Source organism: Glutamicibacter sp. X7 (assembly GCF_054889245.1).
In genome coordinates this window covers 1344682-1363420 of the sequence record NZ_CM142678.1, presented here as the reverse complement: position 1 = coordinate 1363420, position 18739 = coordinate 1344682, and the positions used below count along the sequence as shown (strand labels likewise).

At 57.0% G+C, this 18739-nt stretch carries 22 protein-coding genes and 1 other RNA gene; 3 read left to right on the top strand and 20 right to left on the bottom strand.

The genetic code is table 11. The features are described 5' to 3' along the window. Window positions 1-647: 647 nt before the first annotated feature. From ssrA to ACYU0X_RS06700, 11 genes are all read right to left on the bottom strand, one after another. Window positions 648-1016: a transfer-messenger RNA gene (ssrA, locus tag ACYU0X_RS06750) on the bottom strand. Between the two features lie 110 nt (window positions 1017-1126). Beyond that, window positions 1127-1603, bottom strand: a complete 477-nt coding sequence (smpB, locus tag ACYU0X_RS06745; RefSeq protein WP_309407788.1) for an SsrA-binding protein SmpB — start codon at window positions 1601-1603, stop codon at window positions 1127-1129. A 55-nt stretch (window positions 1604-1658) separates the two neighbouring features. Further along, complete coding sequence (locus ACYU0X_RS06740; RefSeq protein ID WP_461902522.1) at window positions 1659-3089, bottom strand: peptidoglycan DD-metalloendopeptidase family protein; 1431 nt, start codon at window positions 3087-3089, stop codon at window positions 1659-1661. 51 nt (window positions 3090-3140) lie between these two features. After that, entirely contained in the window at window positions 3141-4055 is a 915-nt protein-coding gene (gene ftsX / locus ACYU0X_RS06735) for a permease-like cell division protein FtsX (RefSeq protein ID WP_418908945.1), read from the bottom strand. Then, a complete protein-coding gene (gene ftsE / locus ACYU0X_RS06730; protein WP_309407794.1) occupies window positions 4052-4852 on the bottom strand; it encodes a cell division ATP-binding protein FtsE in 801 nt (266 codons plus the stop codon). Before ftsE ends, ftsX begins: the two co-directional genes overlap by 4 nt. A gap of 167 nt (window positions 4853-5019) precedes the next feature. Beyond that, a complete protein-coding gene (locus tag ACYU0X_RS06725; protein WP_461902521.1) occupies window positions 5020-5649 on the bottom strand; it encodes a CoA transferase subunit B in 630 nt (209 codons plus the stop codon). Between the two features lie 4 nt (window positions 5650-5653). Further along, the gene (locus tag ACYU0X_RS06720) at window positions 5654-6433 is read right to left on the bottom strand and encodes a CoA transferase subunit A (protein ID WP_461902520.1); all 780 of its coding nucleotides are present in this window, start codon (window positions 6431-6433) and stop codon (window positions 5654-5656) included. Window positions 6434-6571: 138 nt separating this feature from the next. Then, on the bottom strand, window positions 6572-7687 hold the full coding sequence (gene prfB / locus ACYU0X_RS06715) for a peptide chain release factor 2 (protein ID WP_418908942.1): 1116 nt from the start codon (window positions 7685-7687) through the stop codon (window positions 6572-6574). A 62-nt stretch (window positions 7688-7749) separates the two neighbouring features. Continuing rightward, window positions 7750-8151: a hypothetical protein gene (locus tag ACYU0X_RS06710; protein WP_461902519.1), complete on the bottom strand. Its 402-nt coding sequence runs from the start codon at window positions 8149-8151 to the stop codon at window positions 7750-7752. A 58-nt stretch (window positions 8152-8209) separates the two neighbouring features. After that, the gene (locus ACYU0X_RS06705; protein WP_461902518.1) at window positions 8210-8665 is read right to left on the bottom strand and encodes a hypothetical protein; all 456 of its coding nucleotides are present in this window, start codon (window positions 8663-8665) and stop codon (window positions 8210-8212) included. After that, window positions 8658-9050: a TadE/TadG family type IV pilus assembly protein gene (locus ACYU0X_RS06700; RefSeq protein WP_461902517.1), complete on the bottom strand. Its 393-nt coding sequence runs from the start codon at window positions 9048-9050 to the stop codon at window positions 8658-8660. Before ACYU0X_RS06700 ends, ACYU0X_RS06705 begins: the two co-directional genes overlap by 8 nt. Window positions 9051-9233: 183 nt before the next feature. Here ACYU0X_RS06700 and ACYU0X_RS06695 point away from each other — a divergent pair, with 183 nt between their 5' ends. After that, a complete protein-coding gene (locus ACYU0X_RS06695) occupies window positions 9234-9926 on the top strand; it encodes a hypothetical protein (protein ID WP_461902516.1) in 693 nt (230 codons plus the stop codon). Window positions 9927-10319: 393 nt separating this feature from the next. On the opposite strand, the gene ACYU0X_RS06690 is transcribed toward ACYU0X_RS06695, so the two are convergent. From ACYU0X_RS06690 to ACYU0X_RS06680, 3 genes are all read right to left on the bottom strand, one after another. Further along, a complete protein-coding gene (locus ACYU0X_RS06690; protein ID WP_461902515.1) occupies window positions 10320-11201 on the bottom strand; it encodes a hypothetical protein in 882 nt (293 codons plus the stop codon). 200 nt (window positions 11202-11401) lie between these two features. Beyond that, window positions 11402-11707: a hypothetical protein gene (locus ACYU0X_RS06685; RefSeq protein WP_461902514.1), complete on the bottom strand. Its 306-nt coding sequence runs from the start codon at window positions 11705-11707 to the stop codon at window positions 11402-11404. Window positions 11708-11719: 12 nt separating this feature from the next. Next, entirely contained in the window at window positions 11720-12664 is a 945-nt protein-coding gene (locus tag ACYU0X_RS06680; protein ID WP_461902513.1) for a peptidoglycan recognition protein family protein, read from the bottom strand. Window positions 12665-12820: 156 nt separating this feature from the next. On the opposite strand from ACYU0X_RS06680, the gene ACYU0X_RS06675 reads away from it, so the two are divergent. Continuing rightward, window positions 12821-13015: a hypothetical protein gene (locus ACYU0X_RS06675; protein ID WP_461902512.1), complete on the top strand. Its 195-nt coding sequence runs from the start codon at window positions 12821-12823 to the stop codon at window positions 13013-13015. Window positions 13016-13043: 28 nt separating this feature from the next. Here the strand turns inward: ACYU0X_RS06675 and ACYU0X_RS06670 are convergent, their stop codons facing one another. From ACYU0X_RS06670 to ACYU0X_RS06655, 4 genes are read right to left on the bottom strand one after another with little or no spacing between them, the layout of a single operon-like run. After that, the gene (locus tag ACYU0X_RS06670; protein ID WP_461902511.1) at window positions 13044-13481 is read right to left on the bottom strand and encodes a hypothetical protein; all 438 of its coding nucleotides are present in this window, start codon (window positions 13479-13481) and stop codon (window positions 13044-13046) included. Between the two features lie 3 nt (window positions 13482-13484). Further along, on the bottom strand, window positions 13485-13742 hold the full coding sequence (locus tag ACYU0X_RS06665; RefSeq protein ID WP_461902510.1) for a hypothetical protein: 258 nt from the start codon (window positions 13740-13742) through the stop codon (window positions 13485-13487). Between the two features lie 8 nt (window positions 13743-13750). Then, window positions 13751-15622 (bottom strand): pyocin knob domain-containing protein, encoded by a 1872-nt coding sequence (locus ACYU0X_RS06660; RefSeq protein WP_461902509.1) that lies wholly within the window; start codon window positions 15620-15622, stop codon window positions 13751-13753. A gap of 9 nt (window positions 15623-15631) precedes the next feature. Further along, window positions 15632-16144 (bottom strand): hypothetical protein, encoded by a 513-nt coding sequence (locus ACYU0X_RS06655; RefSeq protein ID WP_461902508.1) that lies wholly within the window; start codon window positions 16142-16144, stop codon window positions 15632-15634. Window positions 16145-16372: 228 nt separating this feature from the next. Here ACYU0X_RS06655 and ACYU0X_RS06650 point away from each other — a divergent pair, with 228 nt between their 5' ends. Continuing rightward, window positions 16373-16795, top strand: coding sequence for a hypothetical protein (locus tag ACYU0X_RS06650; protein ID WP_461902507.1), 423 nt, complete (start codon window positions 16373-16375; stop codon window positions 16793-16795). Here ACYU0X_RS06650 and ACYU0X_RS06645 read toward each other — a convergent pair. Together ACYU0X_RS06645 and ACYU0X_RS06640 are read right to left on the bottom strand one after the other, a co-directional pair. After that, the gene (locus tag ACYU0X_RS06645) at window positions 16792-17658 is read right to left on the bottom strand and encodes a hypothetical protein (protein ID WP_461902506.1); all 867 of its coding nucleotides are present in this window, start codon (window positions 17656-17658) and stop codon (window positions 16792-16794) included. The two genes, ACYU0X_RS06650 and ACYU0X_RS06645, sit on opposite strands and share 4 nt — an antisense overlap. Before the next feature lie 6 nt (window positions 17659-17664). Then, window positions 17665-18738 (bottom strand): hypothetical protein, encoded by a 1074-nt coding sequence (locus tag ACYU0X_RS06640; RefSeq protein ID WP_461902505.1) that lies wholly within the window; start codon window positions 18736-18738, stop codon window positions 17665-17667. Between the last annotated feature and the right edge of the window lies 1 nt (window position 18739).

Genomic DNA, 18739 nt, shown 5'->3' with positions numbered 1-18739 from the left:
GAAGGTTCGATGCGTGACTGAAGGCGTGCCCTGCTCGTAAGAAATGCGCTCTCTGCAGGATTGATCCACGACGTCCCCTAGCGCCCACCATGTGCATCGAGTCGGCCCGGTCGAAGAACATCATGACTTGCGCCTTAACCACCACATGACGCTAATCCCGTGTTCATGCCCAGCCGGATCAAATCGGTAACGAGCGCACCCCGTCATCCCGTACGGCGCTCGCTAACAGGGAACTCCCCCGCACAGGTTACCTTGAACGAATCGTGCAGGGAGCGCGCCTACCGCGACGTGTTCCTTGTTGCTATTCAGAACTGCGGCCGTCCTACTGCCAGGTACACCCGATTCAAGATCTCCTGTAGAACGCAGAGTTCAGGGGCATTTGTATGCCTGGCGCTCTTGGTCTCGAGTACAACGGCTACGCAGCAACTAACTAGCGCGTCACGTGGTCTGCCAGAGCACGTGACGACGTACCGATATTGTGCCCGACCGGAGCGTGTTGAGGCTTAAGTCCGATTCTGCTCACCTAGAACTGCTCATAGTTGGCAGCGCTCGTCGATACACAAATGTACAGAGGTCTCCGTGTACGTAGGACTTTGCGCACAGGCAAAAAAGTAGCCCCGGAATCTTGCCGATTCCGGGGCTTACTTTTGTGGAGATGGGGAGAATTGAACTCCCGTCCGATGTGGCTTTGCCAGGTCTTCTCCGGGCGCAGTTTGCTGTGGATTTTCTCTGCCCCAGCCATCACGCAAACAAGTGGCTGGTCCGGGCACAGTTGCCTAAATATGTGAACGTCACCGGCAACAAGTGACATCCACAGTGGCTATCTAATCGACGCCAGATTCAGGAGCGATAGCAACTCCTGGCTGACGGACTGTCTGGCTGCTTAGGCAGCGAGAGCGAAGTCAGTGCGCTTAGATTCGGCACTTATTGTTTTGCAAAGGGCGTTAACGAGATAACTTTGCGTCCTCGGCCCGCTTCATCTGTCGCGACTCACACCGTCGAAACCGATCATCCCCGTATTTTGTTGTCATTCCCGACGTATCGGGTACAACCACATCTTTCGATGTAGGTATTTATCATAGCTCATCACAGGTCAAGCGCTCAACGTGAGATGAATCATCGACACCTAACCGCGCCGGTTACGTTCGCGCATTGCTCGCTGAGCTTCACGGTTGTCTTGCTTTTCGCGAAGCGTCTGGCGCTTGTCAAATTCACGCTTACCACGAGCTACGCCGATTTCCAGCTTGGCACGGCCAGACTTGAAATAGAGGCTCAACGGCACGATGGTCAGACCGGCTTCGGAGACCTTGCGCTCAATTTTCATCAGCTCTTGGCGATGTAGCAACAACTTCCGGCGTCGACGAGCCGCATGATTCGTCCACGATCCGTTCAGATACTCCGGAATGTAGCAGTTTTCGATATACAGCTCACCGCGGTAGAACTGCCCGAATCCATCCACCAGCGAGGCCTTGCCCTCACGCAGGGATTTAACTTCGGTGCCGGTAAGCACCATCCCAGCCTCGAAGGTGTCGAGAATTTCAAAGTCGTGGCGGGCCTTGCGGTTAGTCGCAATGGTGCGATCTTCCTGGTTCTTCTTGGCCATTTCTCTCCTAGACTCTTACGTGCCGGATAATGGCACGCAAGCATTAAGTCTAGCCCTAGAGAAGTCCCAATGGGTTAACCGGACTACCGTTGATCACCGTTTCGAAGTGCATGTGGCAACCTGTTGAGTTACCAGTCGTACCGACATAGCCGATGACTTGACCCTGCGAAACGTGTTGACCATTGGAGACGGCAATGCGTGACATGTGGTGATAGTTCGTTGCCAGGGCCTTGCTCTTGACGACACCATGCGAAATGGTGACCTTGTTGCCGGAACTACCACCCCAGCCTGCAAACCATACTTCGCCATCCGCTGCAGCGTGTACTGGTGCACCACATTGGCCGCCGAAGCCCCAGTCAACGCCGGCGTGAACATATCCGCCGCGTCCACCGTAATCGATCGTGCCAGCTGGTGTGGGGCGCCAACCGAAGGTCGAAGTAATGCGACCGCCACTGACTGGCTTGATCAAACCCCAGCTACTTGGTTCCGAGACCTTCTTCTTCGTCGGCGCAACATATGAGGGACGCTTGTAGGAGGATTTCTTCCGCTTTGCTTCGGCTTCCTTGCGCTTCTGCTCTGCTTCCCAGCGCGCCTTCGCCTCGGCTTGCCGCTTGCGCTCTGCGGCCTCAGCCTTACGACGGCGCTCCTCGGCTTCGCGGATCAACCGCTCCTGACGCTCTTTAATCTGAGCGTTTACCGCTGCGTACTCTTTCTCCTGCGCTTCCAAGCGAGCCTGGATTTTAGGCTTCTGCGCCTCAAGTTCGGAGCTGAGCGCCTCGGTGCTACTGACCAGCGCGTCAAGCTCGTCCTTAGCCTTCTGCGCGGCGTCTCGCGCAGCTTCTTCCTGCGCCAAGGCCTGCTCTGCTTGTTGTTTGAGGGACGAAATTTCCTGTTCAACAGCCTCTAGGCGAACTTCGTTAGCCTTAGCGGTCGCTTCCTCTTGGGCTAGGTCGTTGTAGGCAGAATTCTGCGCTTCCAGTGCACGGTTAGCTAAGTCCAAGCCATTGGCTGTAGCGGTCATGGAGTCCATGTTCAGCAACATGCCAAGCCCGCTCGAGGCTCCCCCACGCTTATACGCTTCCGATGCCATCGACGCGACAGCAGACTTCGCTTCAGCAATCTTCTTGGCCGTATCGGCGATGGACTGCTGCACTTGGTCGCGCGTATTTTGTGCGTTGATCAAACGGTTATTTAGGTCCGCGACGGCAGACTGCGCGTTCTGCACGCGTGCCCGCGCATCGGCCAGTCGCCCCTGCAACACCGGAACCTGAGCTTGTTGCTCGCGGAGCTTACGGTCGGTCTCGACAATATTCGAGTCGAGAACTTCCATATCTTGATTGAGATCGGAGATATTCTGTTCTACCTGGTCTTTGCGGTCATCCAGCTCGTCGGCGAATGCCACGGCGGCTGGAACCACGAGCGACAGGGCCAGGACACCGCCAAGTGAAGCACGCAGAAATTTACTTCGCACGGCGTTAGACAGCATGGGTCTCCTCATTAAAGTTCGCAGCAGCGTAATTGCTTTGTAACGAACGTACTAAACCTTCAGGTACCGCTTCAAGGTTATCACTGAAGAAATTGTTGCTAAAACGATACCTAGAATGAGCAACCCGGGAGCTACAACCCAGACTTCGCCGGTTGAGATGAATGCAATATCCGCGTTTCCAGCAGCCAGTTTGTCCTGAACGAGGAACTTCATCAGCAGCCAGAGGGTACCGGTGGCAAGGATTGCACCGATGACCGAAGCGATTACTCCTTCGATAACGAACGGTAACTGAATCGTTGCCTTCGAGGCACCGACAAGCCGCATGATGGTCGTTTCGAGGCGACGGTGCATGGCCGAGAGTTGAATCGTGGTGCCGGTTAGCAAGACGGCACAAGCAATCATCACAATGGCCACAATGGCAGCCGCTGCCGAAGCCACGCGGACAACTTGGAAAATCTTTTCAAGAAGTTCATGCTGGTCCAATACCGTATCGACGCCAGCCACAGTGGAAAAGGCCTCTTGAATAATTGGGTATTTTTCCGGATCCTGCAACGCGATGCGGAAAGACTCAGGTAGTTCAGCAGCCGTGACTTGATCGACGATCTCGGAATTCTTGAACTGGTCCTGGAAGTTCTGGAAAGCCTGCTCCTTGGACTCATACGCGTATTCCTTCACGTATGGAGCCATCTGTTCGGACTCGATCATTGCGCGAATATTATCGCGTTCTTCGTCGGTTACAGACTCGCCTTCGCAGTTCGGTGAACTGCTGTTGTCATCACACAGGTAGACCGCTACTTCCATGCGGTCGTACCAGTAACCCTTCATCTGATTGATCTGAAGTTGCAATAGTACTGAAGCGCCGATGAAAGTCAGTGATACGAAGGTCACCAGTACTACGGATACGACCATGACCACGTTCTGGCGTAGCCCCTTGGCCGCTTCGCGGAGGATGAATCCCAGCCTCACTTGTCATCACCCTTCGTATCGTCAGCCTCTTCTTCGGTCGCCGTGTCCTCCGCCGCAGCTTCCTCGCCAAACAACAGTGCGCGCGTCCCGTCTGGGTTCACGACCGTAGTCATCTGCGTGTACAGCCCCTGGTTCTCATCGCGGATGATCTCACCACGGCTCAACTCAATCACGCGGTGCCGGTACTCACTAACCAGCTCGTGCGCGTGCGTGGCCATCAAGACCGTGGTGCCGTTTTGGTTAATGCGATCAAGCACGTTCATAACCTCGATGCTGTTCTTGCGATCGAGATTTCCCGTCGGCTCGTCAGCCAGCAGAATCGACGGTTTATTGACGATGGCACGGGCAATGCCTACACGCTGCTGCTCACCACCGGATAGTTCCGTTGGTTTACGACGTCCCTTGTCGGCAAGACCAACCATCTTCAGTGCATCTGGCACGCGATCGCGGATCTGCGCCCGTGAAGCCCCAATAACCTCCATGGCGAAGGCAACGTTGTCAAAAACCGTGCGTTCACGCAGCAGACGGAAGTCCTGGAATACGAACCCGATGTCACGACGCAACTTAGGCACGCGACGGCTCGGGATACGGTTCAAGTTCTGCCCCGCCACGTAAACCGCGCCTTGGGTGGCGCGCTTTTCACGCAAGACAAGGCTCAGAAAGGTCGACTTGCCGGAGCCGGATTCGCCCACGAGGAATGCAAAGTCCCCGCGGTTGATTTCGATGGTCACATCGTTCAACGCAGCCTGTGAGGCCTTTGCGTCGTAGACCATCGAGACATTCTCGAATTTAATCATGTCTTCAATCACTGGTTGAGGTCAGGGCGCGGACCCCACAAACCGGCCGGCGTCGGCTGGACATGGGGCACCAATCAATAGAACTTTATCGGCCGCGGCTCGCCGCGGGCCCTACCTGCCCGGTGTGTTGCACGATTATTCCGTAGTCCACAGCTCCGCCCGGAAGGCTAAAACCGAAGCTCTGCCTCCGTCTCGGAGCGCACTTGTTCCTCATCGACTTCGGGTGCAAGTTCAACAACTTGCAGGTGATCTCCCTTGATATCGAAGACTCCGAGGTCGGTGATAACCCGATCGACAACGCCTCGTCCGGTTACCGGCAGAGTGCAATCGCGAACCAGTTTCGCCGACCCGTCCTTCGCCGAGTGTTCCATGAGGACGATCACACGGCCTGCCCCGTGCACAAGATCCATTGCCCCACCGGGTCCCTTGACCATCTTTCCGGGAATCATCCAATTCGCCAGATCGCCGTTGGACGCGACCTGCATGGCGCCGAGGATCGCTGCATCGATTTTTCCTCCGCGGATCATTGCGAAGCTCGTGGCTGAATCGAAAAAGCTGGCCCCCGGCAAGGTAGTCACCGTTTGCTTGCCAGCGTTGATGAGATCTGGGTCTACCTCGTCACGGCGAGGGAACGGTCCGACCCCAAGTATTCCATTTTCCGACTGGAGTACTACGCTCACGTCCTCGGGCAAGTAATTCGGCACCATCGTGGGCATACCGATACCTAGATTCACGTACCAACCATCGGCCAGCTCAAGTGCTGCCCTAGCTGCCATCTGTTCTCGGGTCCAAGCCATGGGATTAGTGCCCTTCCTCATCCGCGTGAACGGTCAGTTTCTCGATGGGTTTGGGGTGCATCCCAGCAACGTCAACGATTCTGTGCACAAACACACCGGGAAGATGGATTTGGGCCGGGTCCAATGTGCCTGCGGGAACCAGCTGCTCTACTTGAGCAATACATACGCGCCCTGCCATCGCGGCGGGAACCGAGAACTGGCCGGCGGCCTTATTGAAAATCAAGTTTCCGTGCGTGTCGCCAACCGCTGCGTGTACAAGGGAAAAATCCGTGGTCAGCGCCTCTTCAAGCACATATTCGTGCTCGACTCCGCGGAATTCGAAGGACCTGACTTCCTTGGCCTCGCTGGCCTGCAGAACTGACCCGTCGGAGGAGTAGCGCTGCGGAAGGCCGCCTTCGGCCACGAGGGTTCCGACCCCGGTTCGGGTAAAGAATGCGGGAATGCCGGCACCACCGGCACGAAGCTTTTCCGCCAAGGTACCTTGTGGAGTGAGAATTAACTCGAGTTCACCGCTGAGATACTGACGCTCGAATTCCTTGTTTTCGCCCACATAGCTGGCGGTGACCTTCGAAATCCTTTTTGCTGCCAGCAAGACGCCGAGTCCTAGATCGTCGGTGCCGCAGTTATTCGAGACGATCGCAAGGTTCTTCACCCCGGAGTCCAGTAGTGCATCGATAAGTTCGGACGGATTTCCCGATAGCCCGAAACCGCCCACCGCGATTGAGGATCCGTCGCCGATGTCCGCAACCGCGTGAGCCGCCGAAGGTGAGGTTTTATCTATCATTCCCGCTCTAGCTCCTTGTCAGGCGCATGCCACGAGGATCTCACGCGGCACCTTTGCCTACTGGCTCATCCTAGAGCGCGGGCCACTGGGTTGTGAAGTACCTCACCCTGGCGTGGCTCGTCGCCGTCTTGTCGTCGACTATTTTTCGGGACGACGTTGCGTGGCGCGCCAGCGGATTCCGGCATCGATGAAGTCATCGAGCTCTCCGTCCAGTACCGCCTGCGCATTGCCAACCTCATGGTTGGTGCGTAGATCCTTGACCATTTGGAACGGGTTGAGCACATAGGAACGCATTTGATCGCCCCACGACGCCTTAACATCGCCCGCCAGTTCCTTCTTCTTCGCGTCTTCCTCCGCCTTTTTGAGCAAGAGCAAGCGCGACTGCAGGACGCGTAAGGCTGCGGCACGGTTCTGGATCTGCGACTTTTCGTTCTGCATCGATACCACCGTGCCGGTGGGAATGTGAGTCATACGAACCGCAGAATCGGTGGTGTTCACGGACTGGCCGCCAGGACCTGACGAACGGAACACGTCGACTCGAATCTCTGATTCAGGAATTTCGATGGAGTCAGTAGATTCGATGAGCGGCACAACCTCAACGGCTGCGAAACTGGTCTGTCGTCGTCCCTGGTTATCGAACGGCGAAATCCGTACAAGGCGGTGTGTCCCAGCCTCGACCGAGAGCGTGCCAAAGGCGTAAGGCTCATCAATTTCAAAGGTCGCCGACTTGATGCCGGCTTCTTCGGCATAGGACGTGTCCATAATCTGCGCTTTGTATCCCCGCTTTTCGGCCCAGCGAATGTACATGCGCAATAGCATTTCGGCGAAGTCTGCGGCGTCGACTCCACCAGCGCCCGAGCGAATGGTGACCACTGCCCCACGCGCATCAAATTCCCCGTTTAGTAGGGTGACGACTTCGAGATCGGCAAGTGCTTTGGCAATGGAGGCCAACTCCGACTCCGCTTCGGCCAGCGAGTCTGCATCGTCTTCTAGCTCGGCCAATTCAACGAGCACTTCCAGATCGTCAATGCGCGTAGAGATTTTCTGAAGACGTTCGAGTTCCGACTGCCGGTGCGACAGCTTACTCGTCACGGCCTGTGCTGCGGCCGGGTTATCCCAAAGGTCCGGTGCACCAGCTTCCTCAGAAAGCATTGCGATGTCGGCTTTCATTTGTGCGACGTCGCTTACTTCTTCAATGGAAGCGTATGTTGCACGTAGTGCGCGGATCTCAGCGGGAAAATCAGTATGTGCCATGGTCTTTATAGACTACGCCATCTGTCCCGACGCCTACTTACTCGCACACTTATGCGTAGTGTTCATCGGGAGAGGATGGAGCGTGCGCTGCTGGCGACGCTGATCGGTATCCCGTCAGGAATGATCCACCCGACGATGGGCGGCGAGACACTAGCACCTAAGTGCAAGGTCGCGCCCTGTCGATCACTGCTGAGCACGACCGACTTGATATGAAGTCCGACAAAGCGATCCGCCGCGTGAACGTCGGACAAGTACGTTGAAGCCGCCTGCTCTACTTGATTGCCAGAGAGCACCAATTGTGCCCCTTGCTCATCGGTGTGAAACTCGAACTCGTCAACGGCGGCTACCACTGCTGAGTCGGCGAGCGCCAGCAGTTGCCGGGCTTTGAGGTTTACCGCGGCTGCTGCCATGACGGCAGAAATGACAAGCAAGGTGACGGCTGTGAGCCCTATGGCAAGAACCATGCTCTGGCCAGAATCCTGTGACCACCGAGCCCGCCACTGACCAATAACTGAAGGCCGGCTACCCATAGAGATCCACCCGTTGCGTGGAGGTTGAATCGACATAGGCGATAGAGACGTTGCTAAAGCCTTCGAGGAAGGGTAACGGGACCGCAATTTCGACGTGGATTGTCGCTGTACTTCCGGGTTGTAGACAGCCCGGCTCGCAGCTGATCGACACTTCGTGTCCACTGAGCCCGAAATTTTCCATCGTTCGATCGGCGGCGCCGTGGGCACGGGCCTGTCCCTCAGCGGGAGTTGTTGCCCCGACGAAGGCTTTGGCAGCGTGGTCGGCGGCACCGGTCACGGCATAGCTCGCAGCCTGTACTGCGCCCGCGGTCAGCACCGCATACACCATGGGAATCATGAGCACTGTGGAAATAAAGATGAACTCCACAAGCGAGCTACCTTGGTCGTCGTGGATTCTCGACTGTACCCAGCGCATGAGTTTGGCTACCGCTTGGTGGATTCTATTCATAGCGCACCGCTTGTCCTTTAGCCGTGATCTCCCAGCCGTTAGGCACTAGCCCTAGGAGCGGTGCTTGACTGTGTACCGTAACAACAACCAGCGTTTCCCCGGCGAGCGACTGTTGTTCGACGCTAATGTCAGTGGCGAAGCCGGAATGTAGCGAGTTTGCGATGAGATTCGCCGTGCGCTGACGGGCATCCACGACTTCTCGGTTCGCGAGTGCTCCAAAATGCGCGCCGTTTGAGGCGGCGTCGATTAGCGTATTGCGCACGTGAATGATCAGCGCCAGCTGGATAATGCTAAAGCTCAGCAGCAGTAGCAAGGCACTGACCATCACGAACTCGGCGACAGCCGAACCATCTTCTGCATTGGTTCGGCGGACCCAGTCGAACATTTAACCCAGACCGGAAACCCGGTCGATCGCCTGGTTGAAAAGATCAGCCAATCGAGGACCGGCCACCGCCAGGAGCGCGGCCACCAACACGGCGGACATCAGTATGACTGCGCTGTCAATGCTCCCTTTCTATTTCTGACTTCACCATATGAGGGCTTGTCCCGACGCATATACGATAAGCTTGTGATCCCCTTTGAGAATATTTCTTGCCGCATTCCGTCGTCCGACGCAATCAAAGAGACGGTGATTAACTGCTCCACAAGTGCTACTAATGCGCCGGAGCTCTGGTCTTCGGTTGGCACCTGTGCTGCCGCTGTATTTGCCGCGGCTGCCGCCTTCATCTCATTCCGATCAGTCAAGGCTGATGAAGCGCGGCACAGGAGGCAGGAGGTAAGGGACGCCACTGCTGCGCTAATCCGGTCAATCAATACCCTTTTCGCACGATCAGCCGACCCATCGAGAGATAATAATGCCGACCGAGTTGAAACTTACCAGCAGTCTGTTCTGTTTGAACTGGCGGCCGGTCCGCATCTAGATCGAGATCGTTTTAACGCTGCCATTAACTGGGTGCTCAAAGCTTCCAAACTGCGCTTTGACGAGGAGATAAATTCAACTCCCAACCGACGCTCAAGTATTCAATTCCTTGGAAGTCTCGTTCACCAAATGACCGAAGCTCTGCGCGAATATGATCTGCACGGAGGTAAAGTGGATCCTTCGCCAGATATTGCGCAGAGATTCAGTGATGTTTTTGACAAGCCACTTCACGCTAGGAATATGCAGATCTACCGTGCCCTCAATCTTGCATCGACTAGCGACCATGACAGCTACTACGAGCGTCTAGTGTTGCGCGGACTCCCTGAATTCGTAGAGGAATAGTTCTTGTTCAGGCCAAAGGGGGTCCTGCGCTATTCACCATGACGACGAGGGTCAGCCCGCCTTTGCAAGTGTCCAGAGGGTACGCGTCCTAGCGCTTTTAATCCTCGCGCAATGCTGACACAATCGAAGCTAGATCCATTCGTTGAGAAGGGAGGAGCCATTGCAGTGGGACATCTGGGCATCCGGATCTAACGACATGGGAAATATCGTGCCTACTACTCGACTGAATTGCTCTCCCATCGAAGCCGCCACGTTCGACGAAGCCGTACGCACACTAGCTCGAGATCCCAAAATAGGGCCTTGGATCAGATGGAACGATACATTGCAATCGTGGACGATGTGGGCGTGCCGACTGTTTCCCAATGAGGAGTCCGCGAAAGCAGTATTCGGTTACTAAGCGATTGAATCTGGCATGCATTCAACTGTGGTCAATATAGGCTCCAATTTGGAGGACCCGACCACAGGCTGGAGAAACTTCAAAGAGCTGAAGTGAATGCCTTCATCTGTAAACTTTTCACAGACCCCAATCACCACATGATCTACCTCAAGATGTTTTTTGGCTACTTCAGGGCGGAAGCACAAGTTGTAACCATTGCCACCGGGCTCTGCCAAAGACCTATACCCCCATGCTTGGGACATCTCAAGCGGCCAGTCGAAGAAATTCTTGACGAGCAGTTCCGGCGCGATATAGATGTGCTCGTCATTCGGATCGGCTCTTTGGGTAAAGATGTCCTCCATGAACCCATGAAGCATATCCAGCTTTCGACCCTCCGCCATAGTTAAATACTTGTTCTTCGGATACTCCCCTATAGGTGCAAAACTCGTATCCAACTGCATTTTATATTCGATCATTGCATATATATCTCCTGGCTTCATACGCACTTCGAATGCCGCAGTACTCGGATTGTGAACGCTCGTATAGATCAGGGGTTCCCGTGGAATATTCAACCTGCCTGCCCTAACATATGGCTCAGGGGCTTCCCATACGTCTGAGAGCTGACTGACGTCATCAACATGATTCAGGATTCGAGCCCTATATAACTTGGTTCCACGTTCGAATCGTCTCGTATTAGCTGGAAATGCAGCGCTGGCGGTTCCATTTTCATGACGACTCAGCAGAACCTCATAAATATCTCGGTCTATCTGTTCTCGTGTCCGCGGCTGGCGCGCCAGCCTCTCGTATCGAGCTATTTTCGATTTCAGCTTGGCAGGATCGATGGTGGCCAAGTAAGGCTTCAAGCTCTGTGCTACCTTCAGCTCGGACAGATCATCCATTTGCACTCCCAGAAGTAGTAATTATCTGGGAATATTTCATTAAACGTCCAATGATCAAAATTGGGCACACAGAATAACAACGAAAAGCCGCCCACCTCGATTGAGGTGGGCGGCTGTTTAGGTGATGCTAGGGCCGGACGGTGCCATGGATTGCCCGGCCCCGGCGGTGCCGTGGTCTCGCCCCGCCACGGCGCGGGGGTCTACTGGCCGAGCTTGCCGATATGCGTTTCGGTCTCCCCGGTGTCGGGGTCGGTCACGTCGTAATCGTCGTGGTCAAGGTCCGGGATATAACCGGGGCCGGCGTCTACGTTGCCGGCGGCGACGAATCCGAATGCGCCACCGACATAGACGACGACGGCGGTGACTCCACCGACCCATGCCGGGACGGTTCCGGTGACCGTGGCGTGCCACGTAGTCACCGCACCGATAGCCACGGACACGATGCCGAAGACGAGGTAGAGGGCGAGGCGGACTCGCTGCGGGATGAGAGATACCCAGTTCTGCACGGTGTGTGCTCCTTACTTGTAGAAAGCCATCTGGCTGTTGAGGTACTTGATTTCGCCCTTGATGGTGGCGGACTGGCGCTTCCCATCGAGCAGGTACGCCTTCGAGTAGTTGCCCTTGGCGCGGAGGAACTTCTGCAACGCGAGGGTGAGCATCGGACCGAAGACAGGGCGCTTGCCGTGGTCTTCCTCGATGATGCCCTTGTAGTAGCCGAGGTCTTTCAGCCACCGCTGTATTGCGGTGGTGAGCGACTTGTCCTTGTAGCCGACGTCAGCGAGTAGCTTCACCCACGCCTTGTGGCTGGCGGTGGTGTGCTTGCCCTTGACTGGCAGTGCGACTTCGGGCCAGAGCTTTACCGCAGGCTTCGGCTTGGCCTTGTCCGGCTTACCTGTCGGCTTCGCGTCACCGTGCGGCGGGATGTAGTAGCCGCGCTTCACGTGCCCGCGGAAGTCTGCCATGCTCATGCGCGGGTCGATGAACGCAGGGTCGATCTTGCGTCCGGCCGGAGAGCAGATCTCCTTGTGCCCCCGCACTGCCGACAGCGGCAGCTTGAACTCGTCGAGCAGGGCACGGCAAAGCTTCACGTAGGAGTCGATCATCTCCCGCGACCACTCCTCGCCTGTACCGCCGTTCTCGGCCTCGATACCGAGGGCGAAGCCATTGCTGTAGGCGGTCTTGGAGACCCGGCCCGCGTGATACGCGACGCCGGAACCAATGATGTAAATGGTCCCGTCGCGGCCGAGACCGATCTGCGCCAGCGGACCCGGCAAGCCCGGGCGACCGTCACGTACAACCCGCAAGCTTGGGTAGTCGCCGGTCTTCGGGCCCACGGTGTGGTGAGCGACGATCGTCTTGCAGCCGCGCATCGGGCCGTGGCCGCGCTTCTTCCACCCGTCCACCTCGATCACCGGATACCCGGTTTTCTTGGCGACACGGGCCAGGCCTGTATACCAGACCATAAGTTCCCTCCTAAATTCGGGCATAAGAAAAGCCCCGGCAGTTTGCTCGGGGCTAATTAGTTGGATATTTCTAATGCGGGCTTATTCGACAGGCCCGCTAATTGCGGCTAATCATGGGGTATTTACACTCCATGGGTTCCTGTGGATGCTGGTTACATGAGCACCTATATTGAACTTATCGATGGCCCGGATGCAGGCAAGATGGTCTCACGCGAGGACCTCCGCACCTATGACGATCATGATTGGCATTATCGGCTGACCAGCCCGAACAGCACTACCTGTTGTGAGACCAATGCACTCAGCCGCGCCCCCTTGAAATTTTGCGGGACATGGGCCGCGCCGAAGTCTTGACCGCACATGACGCGAAGCGCGTAGGCCGTCACTCTTTGGCGTACTTCTCGACCAGCCGGTCCACCTTCGCGGCGGTCTCGTCTTGGCGTTGGTCGGATTCCTTGGCGATGACGATGTGTTGGTCGAGCTTGGCCGCCAGATGCCTGATTGCGGTGGCGTTCTGCTCCGAAATATCGATGACCTTATCCACGTCGTCTCGCAAGTTAGCGCTGTGTGAGTTTTGCACTTGAGCACGGACAGTTTCGAGAAGCGCAGGCACACCGGGGCGCCCTTTCTCTACGACTGCCCCGGATTTATCCACGCGGTCCTCGGTGCCGTTCCAATCTTCGGCGACCTTAGCGACCGCCTTGATGATGCGAGCAAACCCCTTGACCGGCTTCCATAACAGCCCGCCGATCAAAACCAGCGCGCAGACCCAAAACAGCCAGCCATTCGGGCCTCCCAAGAATTCAGGGATTGGTGGCACAGGCTACCCCTCCGACGCTTCGGGCTGCCCGCAGGTTGCCGCGGACTCTTCGTGTGGGAATACCGGTACGCCGTTGAATTCCCACGCCCCGTTGTACATTTCCATCCACTGTTCTCTCTCTTGTTCAGGGAGGGTGTCCACGAATCGCTCTACAGCGTCGTAGAAGCTTTCTCCGGTCACTGGTGTCTCGGTCATCTTTTGCACGGTGCCAGATGTGCCGTCGGGTTCGAACCGGTATGCGAAGATGCTGTATTCAGTCATGGCTCCTCCTATACGGGTTGCAGTGCGACAGTTTTCACGGTCAGGTCTGCCCCGGAAACTCGTCCAATCGAAACGTTGAAATCGGCTGACGAGTCAAGTGGGATTGTCACGTGCTGCCGAATCGTTAGTGTCTGGCCTGCGGGCACCGTGATGTCTTTCGTGGCGCCAGCCAGCGTAGTTGACCCGATGCGTGCCATTGCGCCGCCTGTGCTAGATACCTCGGCGATCACCTCATATAGGGCTCCTCGGGCATGCTTGATCGCATGCTCAGGTACCAGCTGTGTCAGCACTCCACCGGTACTTGTCGAAACCCCGCCTGCGCCTTGGGTCCACCCGGTCGTGTTTTCCCACGTTGTGCTCCAGACTCGACCGGCCAACGGTTGGAAGTCACTGAACCGGAGCAAATTCGCTCGAGATTCTTTGGAGGGGTCAGCAAGCAGGAGTCCTGAGGGTGACAAGATCATCAGTCGGCCTGCGTCACGCTCGGCAGCAAGGTAATCCCAGACTTGGTTCAAGACGCTCACAGTGGTCTTGTCAGTGAGGCCTATCTGTGATGGATGCAGAAACAGCTGCACCAGCCCACCAGTGTCTTGGGCCTGTTGAATCATGGCCACAACGACGGAGGCATCAGTTGCACCGTCTAGCCCGTAGTGGTCTTGCCCGTCCACCAGTGCCCCAACTTGGGGTCGTATGTCGCCGCCGCCGTACCCGGAGGAGACAGCGTGCGAGGACATGATGATTCGGCCAGCTTCGTATGCGAAGAACGAGTCGATCTGGTTCGTCGAGGACTGGCCTAAGTACCCTCCAGCGCCGACGCCTGGCACCATCCACCCCTCGATCGCCGACGACGGCATGTTCTGCTGAAGCAGATCCCTGCCGCCGACGATTTGCTGCATAAACGCACTCGTGGTCTCAGCGTTTGAGTGGGAATACGAGTGGTTCCACGGCTCCATGCCCTTGATGCGGGCCCAGTCGTTGTAATCCGACCACGTAACCCCTGCGTTCTCTGGAAGATCAAGTCGGGACTGGGCCGGGTTGATCGCCATACCCCATGGCAGAGACCGGGCTACCAGCTCATTCAACACCAAGTCCCTCATGTTCACCGCACCATGATCGATACGAATCGCCACCGCGGCCATTCCTCCAGTACCGATGAACCCACCACGCCGGCGAATGAACCATTGCTTGCGCTGCTCATTCGCCCACGGGTTCTCCACCGCGTAGTCGATTCCGGTTCCCCCACCAGTTGCAGTGATGTCCTTCCACGGCCCATAGGTGGTGAAGCTATCCGAGGTGCGCACCCATACCAGGCCGCCTTGGCCGCCAGTGCCGCCGTACTCGTAATACCGCTGGACTTTCATGATCGTGAACTGTCGGCTCACATCGGTCATGATGATGCCAGGCCCTGCCCCGGGAGGTCCATTGACGATCGTGGTGTGATTCGGCGCCTGCACCCCGATCTTGCCCTGCCCCAAAGTGTCCAAATCTAATCCGGCCGGCGCGATGCCGTAGTCCGCGCCCTTGTCTTCCCAACCACGCCAGGTGGTGGACCCTGTCGAAACTCGGACATACTCTTCACCCCGCGCGTTTCCGTACGTGGTGTAGGTCTGCTTCGCGACGATCACCGACGAGTCGTTGTACGCGTACACCAGAAAAACGCCCGGATACACGACCGGCAGGTTCACCATGGATTCGGCGTAGGTCTGGCTCGGCACGATATACAAGCCCGGGACCCGCAGATTGTTCACGTTCGTGCCCAACGGCATGGTGCCGCGCACGAACTTCGTCGCCTCGAGCGAATCGAACTTCGCGTTCGCTTCGGTAGTGCCGGCAGGGCCCGTGAGGTCAGCGACCTCTACAACACTGGTAGCAATAGCCATCGGATGCTCTCACACTCCCCTGTAAAGTTTGCCGGTATTCAGTGCCGGATTAGCGCTTGCATGCTCACCAGCGGCCGCTTGGAGCCATAGCTGACCAACTTGGAGGTTGTCCGGTTTGGTCAGCGAAACCAGAACCAACGAAAGGTTCGGCAGCTGTCCGCCCCACCCTCCACCGGGCGGGCCGAGAGTGATCAGGTTGTTGATCGACCCGCCACCGTCAGGGACACGGATCTGCCACTGCGGGTGGTCCCACACTGGCCCTTCACTGTCTGCCCACACGATGCCCAGCTCATACCAGCCATCGATGAGCATCGCCGTGGTCACCGCAAGGTCGACCGAGAAAAACCCGGACGTCGCATTCGGCGTGACTCGGTGCTCGGCTGTCGGATAGATCCGCCCCACCGTCCCGGCGCCGGTCTGCACGTTCGGTGCCTGCAGCCGAAATACGAGCTGCACCACCCGGTCAGCCATCATCTGCTCGACAATGTCGGTGACACTGCCCGATACGGTTGCGGAAGTCATCGCGCCTCCTTAAATGCGAAACCCACCGAGTTACTCGGTGGGTTGAGTAGTATCTGCTTGCGCTTTGGCCTGCGCGAGCTGGAACTGGACATCGGCGAGCGCTTGCCTGTATTGGCTTATGACGTGTTCGGCGAGTGCGAGTTGGTGTCGAGGTATAGCTAGGTCGGCCTGGTCATTTGTTACCTGATTGTCATCGGGTGAATCTGTCATGGGGGAACCCTTTCTTATATGGTTTGGAATATGCGCCCTAAAATTCTTGTATCTCTAGCCGTCTGCGCGCTTGCTCTCACCGCATGCAGCAGTGCACCGGCACCAGCTGAGCCGACTCCCAACGAATCCAAGGCCGAAGTGCAGTCAGCGCCAGTAGGCGAAGGAAAAGTAAGCGCGCGAGTTGAAACGCAGGGTGAAACTCCTGAGAAAGAATTTCTCGAGGCTGTACGGGTCGCAGTCGAACCACACGAGGACTACTTCGCCGACCTCGACGAGAAAATCAAGAGCGAGAAGTACTGGCTCAAAGTCGGCAATGAAAAGTGCGCTGACTTCGAATCTGGGGATTTACAAGTAGCCTCTAATACTGGAGATCCGTTGGAAGACGAATATCAGGGGATCATCATGCGTGCGGCAATCCCTACGCTTTGTCCCCCGAGCTAGGGCGTCCAGCTGGATTTGTAGACTCGTCCAAGCGATGTGACATACAAGTTTGGTGGATTCTGCGTCGTCGGCAAATTCGACAGGCGAATCTCTGGGCCACTCAGATTGATAGCAGACGCCGTCAAATCTATGGCACCGGATCTGGCCACAACCGTAGATCCACTTCCTACTAGAGTTGCTTTCCCGGCAATACTCTCCACTTGAGCATCTTGAGTAGTTGCAGTAAATGAGAACCCTACAGATCCACCATTTGTAATACCAGCCCCGGCGAAGCTTATTGAACCGCCATCGCTGTTCGGGTTGATTTCAACCTGACCAGCTTTGACCACACCGCCATCAACCACATTCAGGTCGTTACTGAGCGTGGTGACGCCCTTCACGTCGAGGGTGCCTTCGGTGGACATAGGCCCGGTCACGTCGAGCTTGCCCGATACAGTCGTGTCGCCTTGCACTCCGAGCAGGCCGGTGATCGTCGTATCTCCGCCGATATTCAAGGTGCCGTCAAGGTTCGTTGGGCCGGTGACATCCAAGCTGCCACTGACGTCGGTGGGCCCAGTAAGATGGTTCGCTCCTGACAGGTTGTTCGTCCCGTCCAAGTTGTTGGTCCCGCTGCCGTTGAAAGTTCCGGTGACATCGAGGGTGCCTCCAACGTTGAGCTGGCCGGAAACATTCAGCGACCCGGAAACGTTGCCTGTGCCAGTCAGGTCGAACAGACCCTCGATGACGACTGTGCTGCCGTTCAGCCAGCGGGTGCGGCCTCGTTCCACGGCTGTCGACGAGAGCGGTGTCTGGGTGGCCAGGACGCGCTGCTTCTTCTTGAAACGCTTGAAATTGCCGTTATTCAGATTACGAACCCGTGGCATGCTCCCCTACCTTTCCTGCAGCTCGAGCTTGATCCAGTCGCTGGTGACGTTGCCGGAATACTTGATGATCTCCCACAGGTGCCAGCCATCCGGGATCCGCGGATCGCCCAGGCTGTACCAGCGGACCAGGGTGCCCGGTTTCAGATTCCACATGTTGCCGATCCGCGGCGAATCCGCCCGAATGCTGAAATCGATCTGCTCAATGAGCTTCCTGGCGGCGAGCGCTGCGGTGGTATTGCGTTGCAGCTGGGTGCCGTCCTTGACGTTCTTGAACTCGTCGATGACTTCGATTTGCAGAGGGCCGGCCGCGGTGGCGGATCGGACGAGCATGTCGACTCCGGATCCTTCGCCGACGCCGAGCTGCACGGTGGCCAGCTCGCGCGCTGAGCGCTTGTAGGTCACGCCCTTGACGTCGTTGTGCTGGGCGACCATGTTGACTTCGATGGTCTGCGATTCCGGGCTGAGGGATCCGGTTCGCATGGTCCATTGCAGCGACCCGTCTGGCGCCCATTCGGGGCGGAAGTCGATGTCGATGCCGTCGTCCAGATCCATGAGCTCGGTGAGGGCGTCCAGTGCGGTGTCGAGGTTGTACCCGTAATAGGTGCGGGTCTCGCCGCCGGTGTAGTCGGACTCGTAGTTGATCGGGATGGTGCGGCCGATACCGGAGGTGGCCAGTTGCATGATCCGCTTGGCGATCGTGTCGTAGGAGAGCCCCGAATAGGTTTGCTTCCATGAGGTGATCGTGGAGGTGCGGTCCTGGGCGATCAAGCGCAAGTCCAGCAGCGACCAGATGTCCTCATTGGTGACCGTCAGCGCCTGCTCTTCCAGGCTGTAGGAGTCCTCCCAAATGAACCCGGCGTAGATCACAACGCCGGCGTCTTCGATCACGATCACGCTCTCGAGCGGGTCGAGGATGCCGGCGCCGATGTGCGCGGCCGTGGCCGGGTCGCTGACCTTGAAGCGGTGCGTGTGCGTCGCCCCGGCGTTGGGTTGCCGCGACCATGGCGCGTCGGTCGGTTTGATGAGCGCCTTGGTTTTCCAGTCGGTCGTGGATACAGCCCATACGCGGACGCCAGCCATG

What these genes read in the sequence shown, in the direction of transcription:
- ACYU0X_RS06710 (WP_461902519.1), bottom strand. Translation starts at nt 8,151, where the DNA reads ATGGTTCTTGCCATAGGGCTCACAGCCGTCACCTTGCTTGTCATTTCT.
- ACYU0X_RS06705 (WP_461902518.1), bottom strand. Translation starts at nt 8,665, where the DNA reads ATGAATAGAATCCACCAAGCGGTAGCCAAACTCATGCGCTGGGTACAG.
- prfB (WP_418908942.1), bottom strand. Translation starts at nt 7,687, where the DNA reads ATGGCACATACTGATTTTCCCGCTGAGATCCGCGCACTACGTGCAACA.
- ACYU0X_RS06700 (WP_461902517.1), bottom strand. Translation starts at nt 9,050, where the DNA reads ATGTTCGACTGGGTCCGCCGAACCAATGCAGAAGATGGTTCGGCTGTC.
- ACYU0X_RS06675 (WP_461902512.1), top strand. Translation starts at nt 12,821, where the DNA reads ATGAGCACCTATATTGAACTTATCGATGGCCCGGATGCAGGCAAGATG.
- ACYU0X_RS06660 (WP_461902509.1), bottom strand. Translation starts at nt 15,622, where the DNA reads ATGGCTATTGCTACCAGTGTTGTAGAGGTCGCTGACCTCACGGGCCCT.
- ACYU0X_RS06740 (WP_461902522.1), bottom strand. Translation starts at nt 3,089, where the DNA reads ATGCTGTCTAACGCCGTGCGAAGTAAATTTCTGCGTGCTTCACTTGGC.
- ACYU0X_RS06650 (WP_461902507.1), top strand. Translation starts at nt 16,373, where the DNA reads ATGGTTTGGAATATGCGCCCTAAAATTCTTGTATCTCTAGCCGTCTGC.
- smpB (WP_309407788.1), bottom strand. Translation starts at nt 1,603, where the DNA reads ATGGCCAAGAAGAACCAGGAAGATCGCACCATTGCGACTAACCGCAAG.
- ACYU0X_RS06665 (WP_461902510.1), bottom strand. Translation starts at nt 13,742, where the DNA reads ATGACTGAATACAGCATCTTCGCATACCGGTTCGAACCCGACGGCACA.
- ACYU0X_RS06680 (WP_461902513.1), bottom strand. Translation starts at nt 12,664, where the DNA reads ATGGTCTGGTATACAGGCCTGGCCCGTGTCGCCAAGAAAACCGGGTAT.
- ftsE (WP_309407794.1), bottom strand. Translation starts at nt 4,852, where the DNA reads ATGATTAAATTCGAGAATGTCTCGATGGTCTACGACGCAAAGGCCTCA.
- ACYU0X_RS06690 (WP_461902515.1), bottom strand. Translation starts at nt 11,201, where the DNA reads ATGGATGATCTGTCCGAGCTGAAGGTAGCACAGAGCTTGAAGCCTTAC.
- ACYU0X_RS06640 (WP_461902505.1), bottom strand. Translation starts at nt 18,738, where the DNA reads ATGGCTGGCGTCCGCGTATGGGCTGTATCCACGACCGACTGGAAAACC.
- ACYU0X_RS06645 (WP_461902506.1), bottom strand. Translation starts at nt 17,658, where the DNA reads ATGCCACGGGTTCGTAATCTGAATAACGGCAATTTCAAGCGTTTCAAG.
- ACYU0X_RS06725 (WP_461902521.1), bottom strand. Translation starts at nt 5,649, where the DNA reads ATGGCTTGGACCCGAGAACAGATGGCAGCTAGGGCAGCACTTGAGCTG.
- ACYU0X_RS06655 (WP_461902508.1), bottom strand. Translation starts at nt 16,144, where the DNA reads ATGACTTCCGCAACCGTATCGGGCAGTGTCACCGACATTGTCGAGCAG.
- ACYU0X_RS06720 (WP_461902520.1), bottom strand. Translation starts at nt 6,433, where the DNA reads ATGATAGATAAAACCTCACCTTCGGCGGCTCACGCGGTTGCGGACATC.